At 47.5% G+C, this 24665-nt stretch carries 21 protein-coding genes, 1 pseudogene and 1 other annotated feature; of the genes and pseudogenes, 5 read left to right on the top strand and 17 right to left on the bottom strand.

Annotation, left to right across the window (positions count from 1 at the left end):
- Positions 1 to 68 precede the first annotated feature (68 nt).
- Positions 69 to 1337 carry an MFS transporter gene (locus B3M90_RS00235; RefSeq protein ID WP_290782022.1) on the top strand — a complete coding sequence of 423 codons (1269 nt, stop codon included), beginning with the start codon at positions 69 to 71 and terminating at the stop codon, positions 1335 to 1337.
- Positions 1338 to 1356: 19 nt separating this feature from the next.
- Here the strand turns inward: B3M90_RS00235 and B3M90_RS00230 are convergent, their stop codons facing one another.
- Entirely contained in the window at positions 1357 to 2367 is a 1011-nt protein-coding gene (locus tag B3M90_RS00230) for an LLM class flavin-dependent oxidoreductase (protein ID WP_035408770.1), read from the bottom strand.
- Between the two features lie 163 nt (positions 2368 to 2530).
- On the opposite strand from B3M90_RS00230, the gene B3M90_RS00225 reads away from it, so the two are divergent.
- From B3M90_RS00225 to B3M90_RS00215, 3 genes and pseudogenes are all read left to right on the top strand, one after another.
- Positions 2531 to 3016, top strand: coding sequence for a pyridoxamine 5'-phosphate oxidase family protein (locus tag B3M90_RS00225; protein ID WP_290782020.1), 486 nt, complete (start codon positions 2531 to 2533; stop codon positions 3014 to 3016).
- 117 nt (positions 3017 to 3133) lie between these two features.
- Positions 3134 to 4102, top strand: a pseudogene (locus B3M90_RS00220) (cation diffusion facilitator family transporter).
- On the top strand, positions 4099 to 4395 hold the full coding sequence (locus tag B3M90_RS00215; protein ID WP_214855320.1) for an MGMT family protein: 297 nt from the start codon (positions 4099 to 4101) through the stop codon (positions 4393 to 4395). Before B3M90_RS00220 ends, B3M90_RS00215 begins: the two are co-directional and overlap by 4 nt.
- A 21-nt stretch (positions 4396 to 4416) precedes the next feature.
- On the opposite strand, the gene B3M90_RS00210 is transcribed toward B3M90_RS00215, so the two are convergent.
- The 10 genes from B3M90_RS00210 to B3M90_RS00165 all read right to left on the bottom strand — a co-directional run bounded on the left by B3M90_RS00210 (position 4417) and on the right by B3M90_RS00165 (position 16285).
- Positions 4417 to 4947, bottom strand: coding sequence for a hypothetical protein (locus B3M90_RS00210; RefSeq protein WP_214855318.1), 531 nt, complete (start codon positions 4945 to 4947; stop codon positions 4417 to 4419).
- Between the two features lie 51 nt (positions 4948 to 4998).
- The gene (locus B3M90_RS00205; RefSeq protein ID WP_290782017.1) at positions 4999 to 6648 is read right to left on the bottom strand and encodes an aromatic amino acid hydroxylase; all 1650 of its coding nucleotides are present in this window, start codon (positions 6646 to 6648) and stop codon (positions 4999 to 5001) included.
- 60 nt (positions 6649 to 6708) lie between these two features.
- Positions 6709 to 6913, bottom strand: a binding site (T-box leader).
- Between the two features lie 78 nt (positions 6914 to 6991).
- Entirely contained in the window at positions 6992 to 8137 is a 1146-nt protein-coding gene (locus B3M90_RS00200; RefSeq protein ID WP_035408788.1) for an FUSC family protein, read from the bottom strand.
- 105 nt (positions 8138 to 8242) lie between these two features.
- Positions 8243 to 10177, bottom strand: coding sequence for a PTS fructose transporter subunit IIABC (locus tag B3M90_RS00195; protein ID WP_035408791.1), 1935 nt, complete (start codon positions 10175 to 10177; stop codon positions 8243 to 8245).
- 17 nt (positions 10178 to 10194) lie between these two features.
- Positions 10195 to 11115, bottom strand: coding sequence for a 1-phosphofructokinase (gene pfkB, locus B3M90_RS00190; RefSeq protein WP_290782015.1), 921 nt, complete (start codon positions 11113 to 11115; stop codon positions 10195 to 10197).
- Positions 11112 to 11858, bottom strand: a complete 747-nt coding sequence (locus tag B3M90_RS00185) for a DeoR/GlpR family DNA-binding transcription regulator (RefSeq protein ID WP_290782013.1) — start codon at positions 11856 to 11858, stop codon at positions 11112 to 11114. The genes pfkB and B3M90_RS00185 overlap by 4 nt, the downstream gene beginning before the upstream one ends.
- Before the next feature lie 287 nt (positions 11859 to 12145).
- Positions 12146 to 12970: a fumarylacetoacetate hydrolase family protein gene (locus tag B3M90_RS00180; protein ID WP_290755477.1), complete on the bottom strand. Its 825-nt coding sequence runs from the start codon at positions 12968 to 12970 to the stop codon at positions 12146 to 12148.
- A gap of 241 nt (positions 12971 to 13211) precedes the next feature.
- Positions 13212 to 13664, bottom strand: coding sequence for a hypothetical protein (locus tag B3M90_RS00175; protein ID WP_214855308.1), 453 nt, complete (start codon positions 13662 to 13664; stop codon positions 13212 to 13214).
- Between the two features lie 197 nt (positions 13665 to 13861).
- Positions 13862 to 15304, bottom strand: coding sequence for a SulP family inorganic anion transporter (locus B3M90_RS00170; RefSeq protein WP_290755476.1), 1443 nt, complete (start codon positions 15302 to 15304; stop codon positions 13862 to 13864).
- Between the two features lie 72 nt (positions 15305 to 15376).
- The gene (locus B3M90_RS00165) at positions 15377 to 16285 is read right to left on the bottom strand and encodes a TetR/AcrR family transcriptional regulator (protein WP_290772465.1); all 909 of its coding nucleotides are present in this window, start codon (positions 16283 to 16285) and stop codon (positions 15377 to 15379) included.
- Positions 16286 to 16447: 162 nt separating this feature from the next.
- Here B3M90_RS00165 and B3M90_RS00160 point away from each other — a divergent pair, with 162 nt between their 5' ends.
- Entirely contained in the window at positions 16448 to 17920 is a 1473-nt protein-coding gene (locus tag B3M90_RS00160; protein WP_290782011.1) for a DHA2 family efflux MFS transporter permease subunit, read from the top strand.
- 40 nt (positions 17921 to 17960) lie between these two features.
- Here B3M90_RS00160 and B3M90_RS00155 read toward each other — a convergent pair whose 3' ends face one another.
- The 6 genes from B3M90_RS00155 to B3M90_RS00130 form a co-directional block, all read right to left on the bottom strand.
- Complete coding sequence (locus tag B3M90_RS00155) at positions 17961 to 18425, bottom strand: 4Fe-4S single cluster domain-containing protein (RefSeq protein WP_035408815.1); 465 nt, start codon at positions 18423 to 18425, stop codon at positions 17961 to 17963.
- Positions 18397 to 20226: an anaerobic ribonucleoside triphosphate reductase gene (locus B3M90_RS00150; RefSeq protein ID WP_251137914.1), complete on the bottom strand. Its 1830-nt coding sequence runs from the start codon at positions 20224 to 20226 to the stop codon at positions 18397 to 18399. Before B3M90_RS00150 ends, B3M90_RS00155 begins: the two co-directional genes overlap by 29 nt.
- 237 nt (positions 20227 to 20463) lie before the next feature.
- Positions 20464 to 22503 carry an ATP-binding protein gene (locus tag B3M90_RS00145; protein ID WP_214855297.1) on the bottom strand — a complete coding sequence of 680 codons (2040 nt, stop codon included), beginning with the start codon at positions 22501 to 22503 and terminating at the stop codon, positions 20464 to 20466.
- 101 nt (positions 22504 to 22604) lie between these two features.
- Positions 22605 to 23144, bottom strand: coding sequence for an AAA family ATPase (locus B3M90_RS00140; protein WP_290782008.1), 540 nt, complete (start codon positions 23142 to 23144; stop codon positions 22605 to 22607).
- 86 nt (positions 23145 to 23230) lie between these two features.
- A complete protein-coding gene (locus B3M90_RS00135) occupies positions 23231 to 23914 on the bottom strand; it encodes an LrgB family protein (RefSeq protein WP_290782006.1) in 684 nt (227 codons plus the stop codon).
- Entirely contained in the window at positions 23907 to 24296 is a 390-nt protein-coding gene (locus B3M90_RS00130) for a CidA/LrgA family protein (protein WP_290782004.1), read from the bottom strand. Before B3M90_RS00130 ends, B3M90_RS00135 begins: the two co-directional genes overlap by 8 nt.
- Positions 24297 to 24665 lie beyond the last annotated feature (369 nt).

Below are 24665 nucleotides of genomic sequence, written 5' to 3'. Positions count from 1 at the left end.
CATTTTTCTTCCACTCCTTTATTCTACACTAAAGTTCAATATAATTTAACTCTGAAGGAGTGAACATGATGTCATTTAATTTAAAACGTGTCTTATTCGGAAAGTTTTGTTCGTTGTTCGCAGCTAGTCTATTCACGTTCGTCGCTGGACTGACCGTCTTACGGGAAACGTCATCTGGTCTTCAGTTCGCGCTCGTCCTGCTTGCAGGATCGGTGCCACGGATTTTGCTCTCACCGGTTGCTGGTGTCCTTGCTGATCGTTGGAACCGGAAACGAATCATCGTCATGACCGAAAGCTTAAGTGCACTCGTCTTGTTTGGACTTTTGCTCTATTCGTTACAAGCCCCTCTACATACCGTTCATTACATCGTCGCGAGTGTGCTCTTGACGAGCCTGTCGACGTTCCTGTCCGTTACCTTATCAAGCTCGTTACCGCGACTCGTAGCAGAAGAGGAGTTACAACGCGGGAACGCGCTTTTCTCGACGATTCAATCGACCTCAACGATCACTGCACCACTCGTTGCGGGATTGCTTATCGCCACAGTCTCCATCACGCAATTCTTGATCTTACCGTTTCTCCTGTTTGCTTCTGCTGCCTGGTGGAATAGCCGTCTCCGCTTTCTTGCAGTGGATACCTCTCCTCTGGCTACTACTAATACTCCGTCTTTCGTCTCGGAGTTTAAAGAAGGCTACCGCTATCTGTTCCGTCAACCGGTATTGACGACACTCGTCCTGATGGCGATCGTCCTGAACTTCTTTTTTGTCGCTTTCGAAATCTTGTTACCAATCGTTTTGCTCGATCGACTGCAATTCACGCCATTTCGGTTTGGATTAGTCGAGTCCGCACTGGGTGCTGGTCTTCTTGTCGCTTCGTTGCTTCTTGCCTTACCTCGCTTTACCGTGAAACGTCCGTTACGGACGATATTCGAGTCGCTCTTTTTAATCGCCTCTTGTTATGCGCTTCCTGCACTTGCCCTACTCGGCTATGTTCCATCTGCTCTACTATTACCTTTTTTCATGATTCTATTGTTCATCGACGGCATGCTCGTCTTACGGATGAACATCCCACTACAGCTCATCGTTCAAAAACAGACCGATCCGGCTTACCTCGGACGTGTCATCGGTGTCCTTGAATCGGTCGCCATGGCGATGATGCCGATTGGTACCCTATTATTTGGTTTACTGAGTGATCATGTGTCTATCATCGTGCTACTTGCAGTCGGTACAGTCGGCTTGTTCGGTGCAGCGTTATTCGGATTCTTCCGATTGCGTAAAGACATCGTATCCGAACGCATTCCAGTAGTAGACGCAAAAAACACGTCCTCCCTCACTTCGTGAGAAAGGACGTGCGTATAAATCAGACTGTCGCTTTGACAGCGTCCATGATTAATTTTAATGATTGTTGTTTTGCTTGTTTGTCTGCGATCATCGAAGCAATCATCACTTCGTCCGTTCCATATGAATCGGCAAGCTCTTGTAATTGTTTCGCAACGGATTCCGGGTTACCGACGATCATCCGTTTCCGATTTTCAGCAATCCGGAACTGATCTTGGAACGTATACGGATACGCTGCTGCTTCTTCCGGTGTCGGCGTTCCTGTTGACGAGACCCCTTTTTCGAGTAAGAGCAGAGATAAATCAAGGCTTGACGCCAAACGTTCTGCTTCTTCCGTCGTTTCGGCACATGTCACGAAGATCGAAACGAGTGTTTGTGGTGTCTCATTAAACGACGTCGCCATGAAATTATGACGATAGTAATCCATTACTTCCTGACCACCCTGTCCATTGATGAAGTGAGCAAAGGCAAATCCGAATCCGCGTTGTGCGGCGTTCAAGGCACTACCACCACTTGATCCGAGCAACCAGCCTTCTGGTGTCGTATCGACTTCTGGTGTTGCGACGAGTCCCGCGAACCGATGTCCGGCAGGTGCCCCGTCTTTCAAGTAATCAACGAGATCATCAAGTTGCTCACCATAATCAGCTCCACCAAACCGTGGCGACGAACCTTCTTGTAACGCACGCGTCGCAAGCGGCATACCGCCCGGTGCCCGACCGAGACCGAGATCAATCCGGTTCGGAGCAAGTCCTTCGAGGACACGGAAGTTCTCCGCAACTTTGTAGGCACTGTAATGTGGCAACATAACACCGCCTGAACCAAGGCGAATCTGTTTTGTCACGGCTGCCATATACGCGATCAAGACTTCCGGACTCGAACCGGCTAGTGTTTTTGCAAAGTGGTGCTCGGATACCCACAGGCGATGATAACCGAGTTCGTCCGCGATTTTCGCGAGCTCGACCGTTTCGTGTAAGGCATCAGATGGGGATTGTCCTTTAGAGACCGGGGATTGGTCTAAAATACTAAGTTTCATATATGTCTCTCCTTTTTCTTTCGAATGCGTACTTACACTGTACGCCTCCACGTTGTACCGTGCAACGAAACTGCTTCTTTCCGTCATGGGGACGTTTTCATTTTGAAATTCAGGGAACAATCCTTACGTGAGCATAAAAATCTAACGAATGAGGTGGAGCTACATGTCAACGCATACTACGAATCAAGAAGCAGTCGAAACGGTCAAGAAACTGATCGATAAAATCGAGACAGCGATGCTGACGACGATTTCAGCAGAAGGACTCGTATCGCGTCCGATGCAGACACAGGATATCGAATTTGATGGCGACCTCTGGTTCCTCACTTCAAAAGAAACGGACAAGTATCAAGAATTACTTAAGAATCCGAGTGTTAACGTCGCGTACGTCGACAAATCATACGTCTCGATTCGTGGGACAGCAGAACTCGTCGAAGACATCGAACGAAAAAAAGAGCTCTGGAGTCCACGTTACGAAGCATATCTTGGAACGACATACGAAGATCCGAAAGTCGTCTTGATCAAGGTCAACACGGAAGCTGCTGAGTACTGGGAAACAGGAAACACGACAAAGTCCGTCAAACAAGTTTTGAAGAAAGTCGTCGGCAAAGACGATGAGAACGAAATCAATAAAACAATCGACTTGTCTTGACCAGTTAAACCCGCGCAGCTTGCGTGGGTTTTTTCATGTGAAGATAGTCGTTTTTCTCAAAATGATGTAACATAATAAAATGAACTAATACGTAACTTAACTAAAAGGAGTACAATCATGGGAGAATTTTTTACGTTATTACGCCGGGGTAACCGGTCTGCGTTGACGGCAGGCATCGTCAACTCTATCATCGCCATCATCAAGGCAATTGCCTACGTCCTGACGGGAAATGTCGCGATGTTCGCCGAAATGATGCACACGCTCGGGGATGCTGCCAACCAATTTTTCGTCTTCATCGGTTCTGCCCTCAGTAAAAAGGCACCGACGAAACGGTTCCCGAACGGCTTTGGTCGTCTCGTCAATCTCGTCTTGCTCGGTGCCATCCTCTTCGTCGGCATCATGGCCTACGAAACGATTCATGAAGGGATTGCCCACATCATCGAACCGACAGAATCGACAGGCTTCTGGATCACGTTATCTGTTTTATTCGCAGGTGTCGTCTTAGAAAGTGGTGTGTTCTTTAAAGCGATGCAGGAAATCGCGCATGATGCGAAACTGGACTAAAAAGGACCACGCCTCATCCTCGACAGCTTCCGGTCACTCAAACAAGCAAAACCCGCGACACGCCTTGTGTTCCTTGAAGACTTAGTCGCAACGGCTGGCGGGATCGTCGCGATGATCGCCGTCATCATCTCGCATGTGACACCGTTTCATCAGGCAGAAGGAATTGCTTCGATCCTGATCGGGCTGATGATGTTTTACGTCGTCGGAAACGTCTTCCTGCAAAACGCAGCTGGTGCACTTGGTGAAGCCGATGAGACGATGGCAGCACGTCTCGGCGGACTGATCATGAAAGACCCAGACGTCAAGGACATTAGTAAACTGGAAGTTATTAAGGAAGGCGATCATTTCCACGTCGAAGTTGAAATCGAAGTTGATCCAACGTTGACGATCGCTCAAGCAGACGACATCAAGGACCGCCTTGAACTTCAGATTCGACTACAACAAGGCATCATTGATGTGACGATCGGCTTTGACGAAGACGATAAGATTCAACAATATGTCATCGCTTCTGACGAGTCATGACTCCGTTTACGCAAGATGTTCTGACGATCATTCGCTCGATTCCTGCTGGTCAGGTCATGACGTACGGGCAAGTCGCCCGACTCGCTGGTCATCCGCGTAGCGCACGACAAGTGGCGCGGATTCTTCACAGCATGAGTAAGACGGAACGTCTACCGTGGCACCGCGTGCTTGCTGCTGGTGGAAAACTATCACTTGAAGGCGATGAACAGCGACTTGCGCTTGAAGCAGAAGGTGTCGAGTTCCTCACCGCCCGTCAACTTGATTTATCGCGTTATCAAGTAAGAAGCGAATAGATACAACAAGAGAGGGATGAATCAAGCTTTTGACGTACTCGAAGCCGCAGCAATTTGTCGACGTACTTCTGCTTCAAGCTGTGGTTCCGGTGGTTGCCAGCCTTCTGGTTTCATGACCTTTTGGTCAGATTCTCGGAAGATTGGTTTTCCGTCCGGTCCAAGCTTCGCCATGTTGGCACGTTGAACGATCTCGAACAATGGAGCCGGATCAAGCCCGATCTCAACAAAGCTTCCCATGATGAAGTAGAGCGCGTCCGTCAAGGCATCCCCTTGTCCAACGAGTCGTTCGACATCTGTTTCAGGTTGTTTCATCTGGAGCGATTTTTCGACTGCTGTATCAAGCCCTGACTTGAAACGTTCGATTGCCTCGAGGAACTCTGCTTCACTCGTCGCCGTTTGATGCAAGAACTCAACGACCGCTTCTTCCGCCGTCCAGGTCGAGCGTTTAATCCCACGATCAACCGTCATTGGTGTTGGCGTCGTTGCACCAGGGTGTGAAAACACACGGTGGAATTCCTTTACGTCTTGATAATAGTTTGTCATACCGATCATCCCCTTTTACCGAATGTCTCCATTCTAACAGGTTCAGAACCGGAGTTCGACTCATTGATGAACGACGTCGAGTAATGCCATCCCGCGCGTGATTAATTCATCTCGCTGTTCGGACGTTGCTTTTAAGCGTTCGAGATCAGCGACAAGACGTGGTTGGTCGACTTCATCCGCCAACTCAAGTAATTCGAGGCGGAGTAACCAAGCGTCCGGTAACTGGACGAGTGTCTGGTCGATCAGTTGCGGCAACCGTTCCCGACCAGCACGTCCTTCGCGAATCTCACGAATAACTTCGAAGATTGGATCAGCCGCTGTCAACGGACGCTCGATTCGTTCGAACTCGATCGTTTCTGGAATCGGCTTCAGTGCTTCAACTTCCGTTCCCGGGAATGCTGACGTGATGTCACCGACGATCAATTCCATCCGGTCCATCGTCATCGTTTTCCCGTCGTTCGAGAGCGTTGCTGCTTCTAAAACGACGAGTGCCCGGTGACCATTGACGTTTTGAATTGCTGAGATGTCACCTGTGACATGAACATTTCCTTCCGCCCAGTCGAGACGTTCACCGACTCTGACTTGCATCAATACTTCGTTCAATTCCTTGCCGTGAAGGAGTGTAAAACCTTCCGGATGATCTGCAAGTCCTTGACCTGTCAACACTTCACCGTTCGCAGCAAGCGCTGTCGGTCCAGTCAGTTTGACGATATGCAGCGAATCGTGAATCTCTTGCGTTTCAGGAACACCGACGAGTGAGAGACCGCTGTCGAAGACGAGCGTTGACAGATTGCCCGATTCAACGGCTTTCGTTAGTCCGTGGATGCCACCGCGAATGTAGGACATCGATTGAGCGAATTCTTCGAGTGCGTCGCGGAGTTGTTCAAACGATTCACAGACGAAGAGTTCTTTTTGCATGCTCGTCACGTCATGTTTCGTCGCAAGTGCTTTCTCAAGCGAGAATGGATGTTTAACGACCGCGTCCGTCAAACAATGGCGACTTTCACCGACTGATGATAGAAGACCTGCCCCGTAGATTTGCGGGTTGTCGATATCACCAATCAGACCGAATTCAACTGTCCACCAGAACAGACGTGAGATTTCGTTCGCTTCCGAAATCCCTTTGACGTGTGTCCGTGTCTCCGCAAGCTCAATTTCAGCTTGCTCGATATCGGCTGGCGTCGAGAATGGACTCTCTTTAACGATCGTCAATTTCTTGAGTGCCTTGAACACGTCATGCTCGGCTTTATGGTTAAAGGCATGTGCCCCTATCTCACCGAAGCGACGAACGAATTCCGCGTAGACCGGATTCATCAAGATCGGTGCATGCCCCGCTGCTTCGTGCAGAATATCCGGTGCTGGTGTATAGAGAATGTTATCGACCTTCCGAATGTCGGTCGCAATCGGTAATAAACCATGTCCTTGGAAATCGAAGAAGGCGACGCCAGGAATGAGACCATCAACAGCGACTGTTCCCCAGCCTCCACGGCTTAGGTTCGCTGTCATCTCACGTACATCTGGAATCCGTTCCGGACTGATGCCCGATGCAGCAAGCCCTTCGAGGTATGCTGGATGTGCTGTATCTTGTAACGTATTTAAATTCAGTCGCATGACGTATCTCCAAACGGCATGATCTGTTGGCGTGTAGTCTTCGTAGTGCTGTGGTGCGACATGTGGACGTAAGTGACTTGGAATGATTGGTGTAGACATATGAGTTCCCCCTTGAATGAATGTAAGATAACAAAAAAGCCCCTGCCGAACGTATCGTTCGACAGGGGCGACGAAAGCCGCGGTACCACCCTGATTACCCAGTCATCGACTGAGTCACTCATGATTGGGATAACGGTTTGCTCCGCTCGCTTACGCAAGAAGCTCAGAAACTGTAATTCAACACCATCTGTGTACACGTTCGCAGCGCCACGTGCTCTCTGAAACAGGGAGATGGTCTTTACTTCGGTTTCATCATCGCTTAATCTTTCGTTCTGTTATGCTGTTACGTTGTTATACTGTTATGCTTTTAGCAAGTAAAGTATCGTTAAGGAGGACTATACGCTTACTTTTTACTTTCGTCAATGGCTTTTTTACGTTTGAATCGATTAAATGTTTTATCACGGACTGATTTTTGTTCGATCGTCAGTGATGTGATATGGCGACGAAGCCCACCATTGAGCCGTTTTTCAAAGGATTCGAGTTCTTGTATCCACTCGTTCATCGAGACGACGATCGGTAAAATTTCCATGATGACTTCTTCCTCGAGTTCATCACGATCGAGAAAAGAGTGCTTGACGAAGGCAATGTTCTCTTTGACGAGATCCTCCATCGCGAGCGGTTCTTCCGTCAACAGGAGATCGTATGTCAGCAAGACTTTCTCTTGTCGCTGGGCGATATGCATCAAGTGATAGAACAGTTCACTTCGAAGATCGTCTGCAATCGAATCAAGTGCCTTCTCTCGTTCTCTAAAGCGCTCTGCCGTCGCGACGCCACGTTCGAGGCACGATTGCATATGTTTGAGGATCAGCAGGTTCCGTAGAAGCGAGGCATGCTTCTGACGCGTTCCTCTAATTTCTTCCTTGTGTAGGTTGAACAGGTTTTGTGTCTCAAGGAGCGAACGCCCCATCTTATCGATTGCTGCCCGATATGGGGTGACCTTGCCTTCAAAGGCAATTGCTCGCGTGACGACGAGTAGTTTCTCAAAGAGTTTCGTCGCTTTCTGGTAATAGACATTGCCGTAACGTGGCGGGAAAATCAACGCATTGATGCCGAGTGCACAACCAATCCCGAGCATGACGAGCAAGTAGCGGATCAAAACGACTTGCCAAAGTGGTTCGGTCGCAGTCGCGACACTTTCGAGAATGACGATGATCATCAAGACGACGTGTGGAATCGTCCGCCCGAAACCAAAAGCTAGCAAGATCGAAATTGCTGCCATGATGACGATCCCGATCGCAAGCGGATTCGCCGGGTTATCGCCTAAAATCCAAAGTGCGAGTAACGTCAAAAAGGCACCAATCAAGTTGGCCTCTGCTTCCTCGAGAAATTGTTTCCATGTCTGATAGACCGAAGGCAGGAGTGTCGTCGCTGCCGAGATCGCAGGCAGGATTGGGCTGAGGTTGAACAGATTACTGATCAACAGCGCCAAGATGACCGCGAGACCTGTCTTTATGGTCCGTGGTCCGATTTGTAAGGATTGTCCACCCATGTCCATCCCTCCTTCTTATTCAGTATGCCCTCTATTCTTCACCGTTAGCCGTCAAAATTCAACAAAAAATCCCCTCCGCTTAAAAACGGAGAGGATTTAGTTGAATTATGATGCTTTCGTACCTGTTCCTTCTGTCATTTCCGCTTTCGCGACCGATTGGTCAACAAGCGGTTTTTTGAGGAAGGATAGGATTGCCGCACCGACGAGTGAACCGATGAGGATCGCACCCGCGTAACCGACGATTGCCATGACCGTACCTGATGGACCATCAAGTAACGGGAAGACGAAGATACCGCCGTGTGGTGCAGGGAGCAAGACGCCGAAGACGATCGTCAACGCACCAGCAATCGCTGAACCGATGACGCTTGACGGAATGACGCGCAGTGGATCGGCTGCAGCGAATGGAATCGCACCTTCTGTGACGAACGATGCGCCCATTGCGTAAGCAGCAATTCCTGCTTCACGTTCTTGCGGCGTGAATTTCTTACGTGCGAACAATGTGGATGAGAAGGCAACGATGAGTGGTGGAACCATACCACCTGCCATGACAGCTGCCATGACTTCCGTGTTACCTGCTGTAAGAGCAGCTGTACCGAAAACGTATGCTGTTTTGTTGATTGGACCACCCATGTCGATTGCCATCATCGCTGCGACGAGCATACCGAGGAGGATTGCGTTTCCACCACTGAGTCCGTTCAATGAATCTGTGAGCCATGTCATGAACTTCGCAATCGGCTCATTGATGACGAGCAACATGATCATTCCTGTGATGAATGAACCAAACAGAGGATAGAGCAAGACTGGTTTGATTCCTTCAAGTGCTGCTGGAAGACCTTTGAATACTTTAACAAGCAAGAGTACGACGTACCCGGCAAGGAAACCGGCAATCAATCCGCCGAGGAAACCAGCGTTACCGTTGCTTGCAAGGAAACCAGCGATTAGACCAGGAGCAAGACCTGGTTTATCAGCGATCGACATCGCGATAAATCCAGCGAGGATCGGAATCAAGAGACCGAACGCGGCTTTCCCGATCGTCATCAATTGCGCAGCGAACTCATTGTACGATGGATCTTTTGGGTTAGCAGAGTTGATACCCCAGAAGAAGCTGATTGCGATCAAGAGACCACCTGCAACGACGAGTGGTAACATCGCGGATACCCCACTCATCAAATGTTTGTAGAATCCGCCACGAGCTGGTTTTGAGCTTTCGCTTGAACCGCTTGCTTTGTAGACAGGTGCATCCTGTTTGACGGCACGGTTGATCAATTCTTGTGGTTTCCGAATTCCTTGTGCAACTGGTACTTCAACGACGTGTTTACCGTTAAAACGATCCATCTCAACTGCTTTATCCGCTGCGACGATGATGGCTGTCGCATCGTTGATATCTTGTTGTGTCAAACCGTTCTTGACGCCTGTCGATCCGTTCGTCTCGACTTTGATACGGACACCCATCTCTTCCGCTTTTTGACGAAGGGCATCAGCTGCCATATACGTGTGTGCGATTCCTGTCGGACAAGCTGTGACGGCAAGGATATATGGTGCGTCTTGATCGACGTTGTCGCTTGAGACGTCAACTGGACCTTCTTCTTCGCGTTCCTTCGCTTCGATTGCTGCGATGACTTCGTCTTTCGTTTTAGCCGCAAGGATCGTATCGCGGAAGTTCATATCCATTAAATAAACGGATAGTTTCGAAAGTGTTTCAAGGTGTGCATTATCTGCGTTCTCACCCGCCGCAATCATGAAGAACAACCGACTTGGTTGACCGTCGAGTGCTTCGTAGTCAACGCCTGCCGAACGCCCGAAAGCGATTGCTGGTGTTTTGACCGCTGCTGTTTTTGCGTGTGGGATGGCAATACCTTCTCCTAAACCTGTCGTACTTTGCGCTTCCCGTGCGAGAATTGCTTCTTTATATGCCGAGCGATCGTTTAGTTTTCCTGCCCGATCGAGGACGTTGACGAGTTCATCGATGACAGCGGCTTTAGATGACGCTTGTAAATCGAGTTGAATCGTATCACGTGTCAAGAGATCAGTAATTTTCATGAGTAGTCACACTCCTTTTAGGATTGAATGAGTTCAACGACGTTGACGTCTACTAGGAGACGATCGATATCTTCTTTCGTACAAAGACCGAAGGAATAAGCAGACGCGCTGCCAGTCGTTACCGCATAGCGGAACGCTTCTTCTGGTGTTTTGCCGAGCGCGTGGCTGGCGACGAATCCAGCGACGAGTGAATCTCCGGCACCGACGGAATTGACGAGCTTTCCTGCCGGTGTGTTTGCCGTGTAGGCACCTTGACGATTGACGAGCAGTGCTCCGTCTCCTGCAAATGAGATAACGACATTCTCGGCACCACGCTCGACGAGCTGTTGCGCATATGGAACGGCCATCTCCTTCGACGTAATCTCGACGTCGAAAATTTCACCGAGTTCATGGTGATTCGGCTTGATTAAAAATGGACCGAGCGGTAAGACTTCAAGCATCGCTTCCTTCGTCGTATCGACAGCGAAGCGGACGTTCCGTTCATTCAAGATCGTCGCGATATGACGATAGAGATCATGCGGTAGACTGCTTGGGATACTGCCTGCGAAGACGACGATGTCACCGGCTTGCATCGTCTTGAATCGGGATAATAAATGCTCCAGCTCTTCCGGTTGAATCTTCGGTCCCGCTGCATTCAGCTCAGATTCTTGATCGGCACGAATCTTTACGTTGATCCGCGTCTCATCTTGAATCGGTGTGAAGTCCGTTAACACGCCTCGTTTCTCGAGTTCCGTCCGGATGAATTGTCCGGTACTTCCTCCAAGGAATCCGAGTGCTTGTGTTTCTACCTCATAGTTTTTTAGGACGAGAGAGACGTTGATTCCTTTCCCTCCGGCCACTTTTTCCGCCTGTTCGACACGATTGACTTGTCCTGCCTCAAATACCGGTAACGTGACATAATAGTCGATTGATGGGTTGAGTGTCAGTGTATAAATCATTTCGCGTTCACCACCTCTGTGTATTGACTGTATTTCGCTTCTTGCTCACTGGATGTCGTCGTGATGATCGTCGCCGCTTGCAAGGACGCCACCCGACTGAAGCTGATCGCATCCAGCTTCGTCTCATCGACGAGTACATACGATTGTTTTGCTAATTCGATCGCTGTCTTCTTTACGAGTGCCTCTTCCGGATCTGGTGTCGTGAAGCCTTGTGCCGGATGAACACCGTTCATCCCAAGGAACGCGACATCAAAATGGTAAATCAACATTCCTTCACGTGCGTTGTAACCGACGAGTGCCTGCGTTGAATGCTTGAGTTGCCCTCCGACGACGAACGTCGGGATACGGTGATAGAGTAACGTGTTCGCTAGAGGAAGACTGTTCGTTACGACCGTAATCGCCTTCTCTTCGAGATACGGAACGATGGCAAGCGTCGTCGTTCCGGCATCGAGATAGACATACATACCGTCTTCAATCAGGTCGGCAGCCGCTCGCGCGATCCGTTCCTTCTCTTCGACATGCTGGTCACTCTTCTCGAAGTAACTCAGTTCTTCAATTTGCAAATGGTTTGCTGTTGCTCCCCCGTGTACTCGACGCAGGTGACCTGCTGTCTCGAGTTGTGATAAATCCCGACGAATCGTGGATTCACTCGCACCGGTTTGTTCGACGATCTTTTGCATCTTGACGACTTCTTCTCGGGCTAAAAGCTCAAGGATGAGTTGATGGCGTTTTTTGGTTAACATAAGGTTTCCCTCCGCATCTTTAATATAAAGCGTTTACATATAAAAATCAATCAAAAACGGTCAAAATTTATATAAATTCTTTATAAAACGTTCAAAATACGACTTTTTTCGACATGAAATCGTTCTTATAGTTTCATTATACATCAAAAACGGTCATTTTATGACTGTTTTATTGTTTGAAATCAATCATTTTTTAAATTTTTGACGATTTTTACAAAATAAAAAACCACTTTCCAAAGTAATTTGGAAAGCGGTGAATGCAATTCAATCAATTCGGTCATCTTCGTTCACTGGACTTCATTTTGCAAACGACCGATTCCTTCAATCGATACTTCGACGACATCCCCTGTCTGAAGGTAGACCGGTGGTTTCATACCATGTCCGACACCAGCTGGAGTTCCTGTCGCGATGACATCTCCGGCTTCAAGCGTCATCCCACGTGACACTTCCACTAAAATCGTTACGACGTCACGCAACATTAAGGCGGTTGATCCTGACTGTCGGAGTTGCCCGTTCACACGTGTCTCGACGAGGACGTCACTTGGATCAAAGCTATCCGCTGAGACGATGACCGGTCCAAACGGACAGAACCCATCGAGTGATTTACCACGGAAGAACTGGACGTGTTCTTTTTGTAAATCCCGTGCCGTCACGTCATTGACAATACTGTAGCCAAACACATGATCAAGCGCATTTTCTGGTGTCAGATCACGCCCCGTCTTGCCGATGATGATGGCGAGTTCTCCTTCATAATCCAGTTGCTTCGTCAAATCCGCATGCCGTTCGATTGGTTCGAACGGACCAACGATCGATGTCGGTGCTTTCGTGAACAAGACGAATTTCCCCGCTCCCGCTGTATCCATCTCCTTGATGTGATCGGCGTAGTTCTTGCCGACACATATGACGTTTCGTGCCGGTACATAAGGTGTGAGCTGTCGTACATCCCCTTTAAGTAGTGGCGCGATATCTAAATCAAGGTCAACTTCGAACTCACGTGAAATCACTTCAAACAATGAATTCGTATAGACTTGTGCCGTCACATCATATGTAGAGCCATCCCGTTCAACCCCGATACCTACTTTTCCTTCTTGCTCAAATCGAAACCATTTCATTCTAATTGCCCCCTTTGTTTTTAGTATAGCGAAACTGAAAACACGTCGCACTTATCCTCTCCAGCACATGTTCAATCCTCAAATCGTTTTACTATTATTTTTAGTGATAAAACATAATTCATACATGGTATTCAGTCATTCTTTGACTTTTAGTTCGTTTCAACAGTTGAAGATCATATAGATATCTTATAAATCATATCGGACGAGTAGTAGGTTTGAATGTTAAAACATCACACATCATTTATTCTTGTGATAAGAAGTTAAATTTTTCTATAGGAATATGATGAATATTTATAGGACACTTGTACTTTTCTAATACATTTTGGAGTAAAGGAAAAATTTCATCCAAATTATTTTTATGTTTGAAATTACCAATAACTTCAATATCCAAATTCCATCGACACTCTTCTTTATCCTCTAAAAAACCACCTGCCACGGTACATAATTCATCATATGTTTCTTGAGTAACTTTCTCAGGTGAAATAATGATTGCTTTTATAAAATTATCATATCCAAAGTCGTCTTCCGAGATTCCATCAATATTTTTTAAATAAGGAAAATCGTCAATTGTGCTAGGACGTTGATAATCAATCAGTATCATGCAATAAATAGGTGGTGTTAAATAACCAGTTCTCAAAAAATATGCTTCGACCGACCTTAAATTGATTATTCTATTCAGGTGGTAATTTTTCATTTAGTGAACCTCGTTTATTTATTAGAGTGAGTTGAATTAAAGTTTTTTAACGTTAGTTCAGATAACTTTCTTTAATAGTTTACACCTTATCACATCATACAACTATCGGATATATAGTACTTATATGACTCGTCAAGATAATAGAAAGGGGTAGCATTCCCATGTACCTAGGAATGCTACCCCTTTGATAAAATTCATTATGCAATCCGTTGCGCTAATCGATCAACAAGAGCCTGAGACTCTTCATTTAATCCAACAAGTTCGACTTTTTTGCCGAGTCGTTCATATTTCAAGACGACGTTCTCGATCGCTTCGATGGCTGAATCATCAAATAAGTGACACGCTGAGAAATCGAGCGTGATGATCGATGATAGATCAGCATCGAGCTGGAACTGTTCCGCAAATGCAGTCGTCGACGCAAAGAATAACGGTCCACGGATCGTATAACGGACTCGTTCTGTTTGTTCCTTGCGCTCGACTTGGATGCGAGAAATTTTTGACGCGAATAATAACGCTGCAAGCAAAATCCCGACAAGGACACCCATCGATAAGTCATGCGTCAATACCGTCACGAGCACGGTCGCGAGCATGACCGCAGAATCACTTTTCGGTGACGTCTTGAGCATCTTGAATGATCCCCAGTCAAACGTCGCATACGAGACGAAGAACATGACGCCGACGAGCGCTCCCATTGGAATCGTCATCAATAGATCGTTCATCGTGAACATCAATAGCATCAAAAACACACCTGCTGTCAACGTCGACAAGCGACCGCGTCCACCGGATGTGACATTGATGACTGATTGCCCGATCATCGCACAACCTGGCATTCCACCGAACATACCGGCGATGATGTTCGCAATTCCTTGTCCGCGCGATTCCATCGCTTTGTTCGACGTCGTATCCGTCATTTCATCAACGATTCGTGCTGTCAGTAACGATTCGATCAAACCAACGAATGCGAGTGACAAGGCATATGGGAAGATGATTTGAAGCGTCTCGAGTGAGAACGGGACATCTGGCAAGAAGAAGCTTGGTAACGCCGCTTCGATTTGTCCCATATCCCCGATGACACGGGTATCGAGCGAAAAGACGACTGTTAATACCGTCATGATCGTGATCGCAACAAGTGGTGCCGGAATCGCTTTCGTGACCCGTGGGAATAACAAGATGATGGCGAGTGACGCGGCGACCATCGCATACATGATCCAGTTTTGCCCTTCGAACTGTGGCAATTGCGCCGAGAAAATCAGAATGGCGAGTGCATTGACGAATCCGACCATGACAGCTCGAGGAATGAATCGTAATAGCTTGGCAATTCCTAAAAAGCCGAACGCGATTTGTAGAATTCCGGCAAGTATACCGGCAGCTAGTAAATAATCAACACCGTGATCTTTGACGAGCTGGACGACGACGAGTGCCATCGCGCCAGTCGCAGCCGAAATCATTCCAGGGCGGCCACCGGCAATCGAGATGACAATTGCAATGATAACGGAAGCGTATAGCCCAACCATCGGGTTGACACCAGCGATCAGCGAAAACGCGATTGCTTCCGGGACGAGTGCTAAGGCAACGACGATTCCGGACAACAAATCCGCTTTTGGTTGCAAGAACCACTCTTTTTTCCATTGAGTAAACATATGATGATTGAGACCTCTTTTCTAACATGAATGATCTCAGTGTAATTGGATTAGTTTCAAAAAGCAACCTTTTTAGGAAGTTTTGGTCCGAATGCGGGCAATCTCATCGACCATCGTTTTATAAGTCGCCATGATTTCCTGTCCCGCGAAGACCGGATCTTCATCCATCGTCTCGAGTGCCCGGCGCAGGAGATGGATTTTCGGTTTCTTACGTTCGAGCAATTCCTCATAGATGAAATCGAGAACTTCTTCATGTGCTTCCTTCGATTCTTCGGAAATCGAAGACAAGGTGATCAAACGCTTCATGTGTGCGCTCGTCTTTTCGAATAAATCCTTCCGGATGACGACTTCATCTTGTGGACGATCGAGCCAGACCGATAGGAATCGTGGCGGAATCAATTGTTCCTCCGTCCGACTGACGTCTTCGACGAGATGCGTCAACCGATTGAACACGTAGCGGACGACTCGTTCCGGCTGTGTGTTCGGTTCGGATTGACGGAAGAAGTACATCGCATATTGCAACATTCCCGTGTAAATGACTGCTAAATCTAGAAGATACGGTTCCTTCGTCTGACCGAATAAATCACGTAACCGATCGAACGTCCACTCGATCTCAAGAAGTCGATTGTTTTCCATGAACGTCTTTAGTTCTTTTTCATTTGAAGCAATGGCCTCTTCGAACAATGTATATAGTTTATATTTTTGCATCAATTCCAAATAACAGTTTCCTTGTTGAATGAACGTCTCGTAATCCGAGACATCCCGTCCGACAAGAATTTCCTTACGCGCGATCCGCATTTTTTCAAAGACGGTATTAAAGACATCAATGAATAATTCGTTTTTAGAGGAGAAGTAATTATAGAACGTCCCTTTAGAAACGTTACTGTGTTCGAGAATATCCTGAATGGATGTCGATTGATAACCCTTTTCGACGAATAGTTGATAGGCAGCATCTAATAATTGTTTCTTTTTTGGATTCATGGTCTTGTCCTTTTCTGTTCATAATTGGTTCGACAACCACTTATTTTAGTGTATAAAGCAAATAATTTGAACTCATTCGACTTCTGCTGGTAAGATAGCCAAGTCAGTCATAGAATTCAAGTCTAACATTTTAGACTCGTAGTACAAAAGGAGCATAACGAAATGCAATCAAGCAAGCAATCATCACGACTTTATTTAATTTTAGCTGTCCTCATGGCAGGTGCGTTCGTTGCGGTCCTAAACTCGACGTTACTCAACATCGCCTTACCATCGATCATGAAATCGTTCGGTATTCAGACAAGCACCGCCCAGTGGTTGACGACGGGATATATGCTCGTCAATGGAATCATGATTCCGACGTCAGCATTCCTCGTCCAAAAGTTCTCAACGCGCCAACTGTTCTTGACGGCGATGACACTGTTCTCACTCGGAACGATTATCGCCGGACAAGCACACATCTTCCCGCTCCTACTCGGCGCGCGCATGATGCAGGCGTCGGGTTCCGCGATCATGATGCCACTGTTAATGAACGTTCTCTTGACCGGTTTTCCAATCGAGAAGCGCGGGCAAGCGATGGGAATCTTCGGACTCGTCATCACCTTCGCTCCAGCAATCGGACCGACATTGTCCGGGTGGATTCTTGAACATTATGAGTGGCGGATGTTGTTCCATCTCGTCACACCGATCGCATTGCTCGTACTCTTCACGGGTGCTTTCTTATTGAAGAAAGAGACGGTTCAAAGTTCACTTAAGCTCGATTTGTTCTCACTCGTCCTCTCAAGCTTCGGCTTCGGTGGTTTGTTGTATGGATTTAGTTCCGCCGGTTCTGCCGGATGGGGCTCTTGGACGGTCATCGGATCATTGATCATCGGTGTAATCAGTTTGACTTCCTTCATTATACGTCAATTCATGCTCGAAGAACCGATGCTTGAGTTCGGTATTTTCCGGTATCCAATGTTCGCTTTATCACAAGGGATTTCAATGGTCTTGAACATGTCGATGTTCTCCGCGATGATCTTGATGCCGATCTACATCCAGACAATTCGTGGCATCTCACCATTTCACTCTGGTCTCTTGATGTTACCGGGTGCGATCGTCATGGCGATCATGTCACCAATCACAGGTCGTCTCTTCGACCGATTTGGTGCTCGCATCCTTGCCATCATCGGCTTATCACTGACGGTCTTGACGACGTTCTCATTCAGTCAGCTAGCTGCGGATACGTCATACGCGTTCCTCGTCATCATGTATACGTTACGTTTCCTTGGAATCTCGATGGTCATGATGCCGGTCATGACGAACGGATTGAATCATATTCCACAACATTTGACGCCACACGGTACGGCATTAAACAACACGTTGTCACAAGTATCGGGTGCGATTGGTTCAGGTCTGCTCGTGACGATCATGACATCGCGGACGAAACACCACGTTCCGGAACTCGCTTCACAACCTGAAGCTGCAAATCCGGAATGGTTGCAGATGCAGGCGATGATCGAAGGAATCAATGATACGTTCTTCATCGCGACGTTACTCGCACTTGCTGCTTTGATTTTATCGTTTTTCATCAAAAAACGACGGACAACGACACTCGCAGTCGTCGAATCCGTCGATCAAGAACAAAAATATGCATGATTTGATTCTCCCCTGTCTAAAAAGATGTGGGAGTTTTTGTCTAATCCAAACGTTTGTTTAAATGCTGTCGATCATACATTCGTTGATTCGTACTCCCCCGAAAGCTTGTCGTTCGGTCAAGTTTCGATAGGATGAACGGACCATCAATCAATCCATCTAGTCGGCGTAACAAGGGGTGCCATTCTCGGTGCTTAATGATCTCTTCCAACACATAGCCCGTATACAAGATCACTTCATAGTCTGGTCCGAGTCGTTCTAGTAGCCGATAGAGCGCTATTGCTTGTAACAACGGTTCCCCACCGGATAGCGTCAGGCGCCGGTGACCGGTTGCTTGAATCCGCGCGACCGTCTCGTCAATTGTCCAAGCTACGCCACCTGCAGGATCCCAGGAGGACGGATTATGACAGCCGGCACAGTGATGCGGACAACCGGCAAGAAATAACACCGTTCGTAAACCGGGACCATCGACGACGGAGTCAGGAAGAAGCGAGAGGACCCGTAACATCGTGTTTTACCCGATTCTGTTCTTCTGCCCGTTTCGCTTCATTCCAGCGGTCCAGCGTACCGACGAGATATCCGGTGATCCGTCGAATGCGTTCGATCGATCCACTCCCGCAAACCGGACATTGATCCTCGATCGTCTGCTCTGTTCGGCAATCAAGACAACGATCGACGGGATGATTGATTGATCCATAACCGATTCCAGCCTCCGCCATTAAACGAACGATGTCTTCGATTGCTTCCGGATTTCCAGCAAGCGCACCATCCGTCTCGACATAGGTGATATGACCGCCATTACATAATGCATGGAACGGGGCTTCGAGTTGAATCTTCTCACGGATCGTCACCGGCGCATCGACAGGAATGTGAAAGGAATTTGTATAATACGGTCGATCTGTCACTCCTTCGATCTCACCAAAGTCACTGACATCGCGACGTGTGAACTTACCGGATAATCCTTCGGCCGGAGTTGCGAGTAAACTAAAGTTCAACCCTGTCTGTTCGCCAAAATCGTCGACTACCGTCCGCATCGCTTGAATCAATGCAAGACCAATCCGGTGTGCCAGTTCGGAATACCCATGATGACTCCCCGTCAGGACGGTCAAACATTCCGCGAGACCGATGAAGCCGACCGCCAACGTCCCGTGCTTGAGGACCGGACCTACCTGATCCTTATTTCTTAGCGTCTCACCGTCTTTCCAGACGTGTTGATATAAAAATGGAAACTCGTCAGCCGTTCGACTTGCCTGGAACTCATACCGTGCGATGAGTTGCCGGCATGCAAGTCTTGTCGTATCTTGGACGACTTCGAACATTTGATCGACGGTTTGACTCTGGAGTGCCAAACGGACGAGATTGATGCTCGTGAAGGATAAATTACCACGACCTGTGACGGACGGTATGTCTCCACGATCCTCGAATACACGGGTTCGGCATCCCATATACGCGACTTCTGCTTTTCCTGGTTGCTCCTGGCGATTAAATGGCGCATCGAGAAACGCAAAATTCGGAAACAGTCGTTTTCCTGTCACGCGGGTAGCAAGCTGAAACAAATCGTAATTCGGGTCTGTCGGTGACAGGTTGACGCCTTGTTTGACTTTAAAGATCTGAATCGGAAAAATCGGTGTCTCACCCTTGCCCAGTCCACGCTCCGTCGCTGTTAGCAAGGCTCGCTGGAATAGCCGCCCTGCTTGCGTCGTATTCGTTCCGTAATTGACGGATAAAAACGGAACCTGTCCACCACCGCGCGAATGCATCGAATTCGTATTATGAATGAATGCTTCACATGCTTGAAACGTTTTTTCATACGTCTCCTGCCATGCATGTCGCTCCCGCTTACGCCGCTTCCAATGCGGAACGAGGTCATTTAGTTTCGTCCATTCCCGTTGATAGGTCTTTTCAACGAACGGCGCTAAATCATCATCAAAGGTTGCGAAGGCTTGTCCGCCATGCTGCATGTTTTGATTCGCCTGGACGATGATTGCCGCAAGGGCGAGGGCAGAACGAATGTCTTGCGCCGGACGGATCGAACCGTGCGTTGTCTGAAATCCGTTTGAGAGTAACTGACCGAGCGGAATTTGGGCACAAGTCGTCGTCCCAGTCACATAATAATCGGCGTCATGAATATACAAAATGTTGTCGTCAAGCGCCTGCAAGACATCCGCTTCGAGATGTCGTCGCATCATCTGCCGTGCTGCTTCCCCAGCAATCCGTTGTAACTTCGCAAGTGGTGTTTTGCCATCAATGTTTGCATTCTCTTGTTCGATCTCTTGCGGTGGTGTGAGTAACGCTTCTAAGCTCTCCATGATTCTTCTTCCTCCCATGTTTTTTTGTAATCACTATAGCGAGAGTTCAGAAACGTTCGCAATCCCTGCACAATTTACGATTTTTTCAACTGTTTCAGCCGTTTTGTCATCAATCTGTTCGGTTTATTGCGTAAAAGCCCGATTCTTCTACATTTTAGCCGATCTCCTGAATTGGACGAATCTCACACGAAAAACGACAAAAAAAGAAGAGGCATATTAGCTTGCCTCTCCTTCTCCTTATTCTGCTTCGAGTAACGCGTCCGTCGCACTTGGTAACTTGACCCGAAAAACCGTCCCTTCTCCCAAGATCGATTCGACTTCGATGTTGCCATCATGTGCTCGAACGATTTCCTTACAAATCGATAATCCAAGACCTGTTCCGCCGATTTTTCGGCTGTCTGAGTTATCGACACGATAGAACTTGCTGAATAGATGCGGCATCGAATGACTCGGAATCCCGATTCCGAAATCACGGACGCTGAGTTCAATCTGATTGTGCTGATGGGTCAGCGTCACAACGACATCCCCACCGTCCGGTGAGTATTTGACTGCATTATTCAATAGATTTCCAAGTAGCTGTTTCATACTGTTCGCATCTGCTTCGACCATAAAGTCCTGTTCGTCATTCAAATCAAGCTGCAGACTATGTTGTTCCGTCGCTGCTTGATAAAACTGAATTTGTTCCTTGACGATTTCTTTCAAATCAAAGATTTGTTTATCATACTCTTGCTTTCCTGACTCCATCCGCTGGACGTTCAAGAAGTCGCTGACAAGATTGGTCAGACGTTTTGATTCATCGTGAATCGTCTGCAAATACCTTTTGTTCCGCTCGGGATCCAAATCTCGTTTCAACATGAGCTCCGTAAAGCCATAAATCGAAGAGAGCGGTGTTCGAAGTTCATGCGAAACCGTCGAGACGAGTTCTGATTTGACCCGATCAACCTCTGTCTCAGCCGTGACGTCACGAAAGACGAGGATCGTTCCCTTCGACTGTTCTCCATGCGCGATCGCTTCGGCATAAACTTGAATGAAATATTCACCCTGGTCGATCGACAAAGAGAACATGCCCTCAGGGATCTCACCCGATAAAACTTCTTCAAAGTACGCTTCAAAAGCTTCTTTCTGGTCCATCTGCTCGAACATCGTCTCTGGTCGGACTTCAAGAAACGTCATCGAGTCATTGTCTTCCTCGACCTGTAACGACTGGAAGATATCAAATAATGCCTGATTCCCTAAGATCGTCTTTTCCTCATGTTTGATATAAAGAATCGCTTCCCGAACGGAATTCAGCAGTTGTGCTGTCTCTTTTCGTTCGTATTCCATCTGTTCGTAGAGTGACATTCGCATCAATGAGATCGCAATCTGTTTCGAGAACGATTCCAGTTCCGCCAAATCCTGTTGATTGAATGGTGCGTCAAACCGTGCTAGATAGAGACAGGCAATCAATTCTTCTTTTGCCGGATCCATGATCGGAATGACACCTTCATAGACGTGATACGGATATTTGATCAGATCGTCGTTCGCGACCTTTTTTGAGGAATGTGCCGTTTCCTTTGAAATCATGACTCGCTTTAGTAGTAACGACTCCGTCTTCAGACTCTCTTGTTGTTCTTCCGTCATTTCTTTTGGAACGACTTGCGCGATTTCATTATTCTTAATCAATAACAATGCCCCGAACTCTGTCTTCGTCAACCGGACGATCGTACTGATGACAGACGAGTAATCAAATAAACTCTCCTTTGACGCAAGCGTTTCGATTAATTCATTCCGATCTTGTAGATGCAACTCGTTTGTCCGGGTCACTTCCAAGGCACGCTCAAGCTCATTCTGTTTTTGCTTCAATACTTCCTGATTGTGTTCCATTTCTTGATTCTTTGCTGACAATTCCGCATGTTGTGATGAGATCGACCGTGCCATCTGGTAAAACGATGCCGTCAATTGACCGACTTCATTATGGCTGTCGACATCATGCTCGAGCGAAATCGACTTTCCTTCCGCAAGACGACGACTTTTGACATTCAATTCGCGGAGCTGTGACGTCACCCGATGAATCAATGGACGGACGATGAACAATAGACAAAATAAAAAAACCATCAAGTTCAAAAACCAGAACCATTGTGTCTTTTGTAACTGGTCGAGTACCTGTTCTTTCGTCCGACCGTCTGCATTGTCCACGTATAAATAACTGGCAACCGATGTGATGACACTTAGTGCAAAGACACTATAAAAAATTGCCATCAACTGTCTGCCTAACTTCTCAGTCATCCAGTGTTTCATGTTCATAAATCCTCCTAGCAGTATATTGCCCTTCGTTCAAGATGGTTTCCTCCTCATGTATTATCATCTAATGATTCCCGGAAACCTCTTTCTTGAACCCTTCACGATCGGGCAGGCGAGAGTCCAATCCCAGTCACGAGAGCAATCGCATCGATGACTTGCCCTTTCGTCAGATTGTCCGTCTCGATCTGTTGACTGAACAGCGGATCGGATAATTGCCGTAATCGTTGTTCCGCTTGTTGACCGCCCCACGAGTTCGGACGCTCGAAGCGGCTAATTAGCCGGCGTTTGACAGTCGTCTCTTTCGCCATCAATGCGATATGACGGACGTCATGACCGTTCGCTCGTAACGTGCCGATGATTTCCTGAAAGTATGCCGGGTTCGTCAAGGTCATCGGCACGATGATACGCGCCTTTTCCGTATCGAGCTGCTCGAGGAGCTGTCGGTTAAACGTGCGCCACAACGGCTCATCTTGAAAATCGTCCTTGTTTTCCGGCAGTTGCGCCCGTAGAAAATAACCTGTCTCTTCCGGGTCAAAGATGTGTGATCCGCTCCAGCGCTTTTGTAACCCAGTTGCTGCCGTTGTTTTCCCGACGCCAAACGTACCGTTAATCCAAATGATCATCTTCTTCTCCTCCACCCTGTTTTCTGTTGTACTATACTGCTAAAACGGTCGACAAGTTTCAATCGGCTACAAAAAACACTCCGTTGAAAAAAACAGAGTGTTTATCCATATAACCATGTGATTAAAAACGGTGCGATGACGCTGGCACAGACCGCCGTCAAGACCATCGTCAACAGACCGACCGCCCCTTCGCGCTGGTCAAGACTCATCGATTTCGTCGCACCCATGACGTGGGCAATCGATGCCAAGCCTACTCCACGGCTGACGAAGTGCCGAATCTTCAAGCCCGTCATTAATTTTGGTCCGACGATTGATCCTGTCAATCCGGTCAATAAAACGAAGGCAGCCGTCAGCGTCGTCGTCCCGCCAGCTTTTTGTGAGATCGCTAAAGCAACGGGTAACGTGACCGATTTCGGTAACAAGGCAAGGTTCGTCGTCCGCTCGAGATGAAGCAACAGACCGAGTAACAGATCTGAACTCATTGCAATACAGGTTCCAAGCAAAACACCAAGTCCGATTTCTGGTAGAAAACGCCGAACTTGATGCCGGACGCGGTAGAGCGGAATCGCAAATGCCGTGATTGCCGGACCAAGCATCTTCGATAGATATTGTCCACCTTGCATGTATTCTGCGTGTGAGACTCCAGAATAGACGAGAATTAAGATCAAAACTGCCGTTACCGTCAGGATTGGTAACGTCCAGACTCGAGGATGACGTTGATAGAGGAACATCGCTACGCTAAACAATAAAATAGTCAGAATGATCCAAAACAGTGCCTCATTCATGTCGTGTCACCGCCTCTTTTCGGTGTGCTAAACGATCGACGATGTACGCTGATCCGACTAATGTCAGAAGGCTACTGACGACGACGATCAACACGATCTGTAAACCGGATGTCCGGAGAAATGCCGTATAATCCATGATTCCGGATAGTGCTGGAACAAAGAACAATGGCATGACGAACAGAAGAAATGTCCCGCCCCGTTCGACGGCCACAAGCGGAATCAGACGGCTTTTTAACGCTAGGTACAGTAGAATCAAGCCGATGATGTTACCAGGTAATGGTAATTGAAAGGTTTCGCTCACCCAGTCCCCACTGAGTGAAAAGAAAAAAATGAGTGCGATTTGAGCAATGATTTGAATAATACGCATAACGCGTGACAGCATGATAAAGGTCCCCTTGTTAACAGTTTCGGGTCTTATTATCCGCCTCTTTTCCTTAACAATCAATGAAATTTGGTTAATCAACCGAAGTAACCGTTCTCATGAAAAACCACACTTCTTTTGTATTAGAACAAACAAAAAATTACTCAATCGTGTATCAGTACAATAAATGATTCGAGACGAACGAAAAAGAGGCTGACTCCAAAAAAGAATGACGCGTCTTTTCACGCCCTTTCCTCAGGCGAGACACAAGCCAGTTTTTCTGCTTCATTCAAGCAGGAAAGCGGGTCTTGTTTGTCTCTGACAGCGCATAATGCGCTTTTTCCTGTAGGAGTGGCGTGTGACGCGTCATTCTTTTTGTTAAAAGATAAG

It is taken from the genome of Exiguobacterium sp. UBA6309 (genome assembly GCF_002439205.1).
Taxonomy (GTDB): Bacteria; Bacillota; Bacilli; order Exiguobacteriales; family Exiguobacteriaceae; genus Exiguobacterium_A.
The sequence above is the reverse complement of the archived record's forward strand: the minus strand, read 5'-3'. Positions and strand labels throughout refer to the sequence as shown.

Excerpts from the sequence above, each read along its gene's own strand:
- B3M90_RS00130 (WP_290782004.1), bottom strand. The coding sequence starts at position 24,296 with ATGCTGTCACGCGTTATGCGTATTATTCAAATCATTGCTCAAATCGCA.
- B3M90_RS00150 (WP_251137914.1), bottom strand. The coding sequence starts at position 20,226 with ATGGAGAGCTTAGAAGCGTTACTCACACCACCGCAAGAGATCGAACAA.
- B3M90_RS00225 (WP_290782020.1), top strand. The coding sequence starts at position 2,531 with ATGTCAACGCATACTACGAATCAAGAAGCAGTCGAAACGGTCAAGAAA.
- B3M90_RS00135 (WP_290782006.1), bottom strand. The coding sequence starts at position 23,914 with ATGAATGAGGCACTGTTTTGGATCATTCTGACTATTTTATTGTTTAGC.
- B3M90_RS00185 (WP_290782013.1), bottom strand. The coding sequence starts at position 11,858 with ATGTTAACCAAAAAACGCCATCAACTCATCCTTGAGCTTTTAGCCCGA.
- B3M90_RS00155 (WP_035408815.1), bottom strand. The coding sequence starts at position 18,425 with ATGTTACGGGTCCTCTCGCTTCTTCCTGACTCCGTCGTCGATGGTCCC.
- B3M90_RS00215 (WP_214855320.1), top strand. The coding sequence starts at position 4,099 with ATGACTCCGTTTACGCAAGATGTTCTGACGATCATTCGCTCGATTCCT.
- B3M90_RS00205 (WP_290782017.1), bottom strand. The coding sequence starts at position 6,648 with ATGTCTACACCAATCATTCCAAGTCACTTACGTCCACATGTCGCACCA.
- B3M90_RS00235 (WP_290782022.1), top strand. The coding sequence starts at position 69 with ATGTCATTTAATTTAAAACGTGTCTTATTCGGAAAGTTTTGTTCGTTG.
- B3M90_RS00195 (WP_035408791.1), bottom strand. The coding sequence starts at position 10,177 with ATGAAAATTACTGATCTCTTGACACGTGATACGATTCAACTCGATTTA.
- B3M90_RS00160 (WP_290782011.1), top strand. The coding sequence starts at position 16,448 with ATGCAATCAAGCAAGCAATCATCACGACTTTATTTAATTTTAGCTGTC.
- B3M90_RS00170 (WP_290755476.1), bottom strand. The coding sequence starts at position 15,304 with ATGTTTACTCAATGGAAAAAAGAGTGGTTCTTGCAACCAAAAGCGGAT.
- B3M90_RS00180 (WP_290755477.1), bottom strand. The coding sequence starts at position 12,970 with ATGAAATGGTTTCGATTTGAGCAAGAAGGAAAAGTAGGTATCGGGGTT.
- B3M90_RS00230 (WP_035408770.1), bottom strand. The coding sequence starts at position 2,367 with ATGAAACTTAGTATTTTAGACCAATCCCCGGTCTCTAAAGGACAATCC.
- pfkB (WP_290782015.1), bottom strand. The coding sequence starts at position 11,115 with ATGATTTATACACTGACACTCAACCCATCAATCGACTATTATGTCACG.
- B3M90_RS00200 (WP_035408788.1), bottom strand. The coding sequence starts at position 8,137 with ATGGGTGGACAATCCTTACAAATCGGACCACGGACCATAAAGACAGGT.
- B3M90_RS00175 (WP_214855308.1), bottom strand. The coding sequence starts at position 13,664 with ATGAAAAATTACCACCTGAATAGAATAATCAATTTAAGGTCGGTCGAA.
- B3M90_RS00210 (WP_214855318.1), bottom strand. The coding sequence starts at position 4,947 with ATGATCGGTATGACAAACTATTATCAAGACGTAAAGGAATTCCACCGT.
- B3M90_RS00165 (WP_290772465.1), bottom strand. The coding sequence starts at position 16,285 with ATGAATCCAAAAAAGAAACAATTATTAGATGCTGCCTATCAACTATTC.
- B3M90_RS00145 (WP_214855297.1), bottom strand. The coding sequence starts at position 22,503 with ATGAAACACTGGATGACTGAGAAGTTAGGCAGACAGTTGATGGCAATT.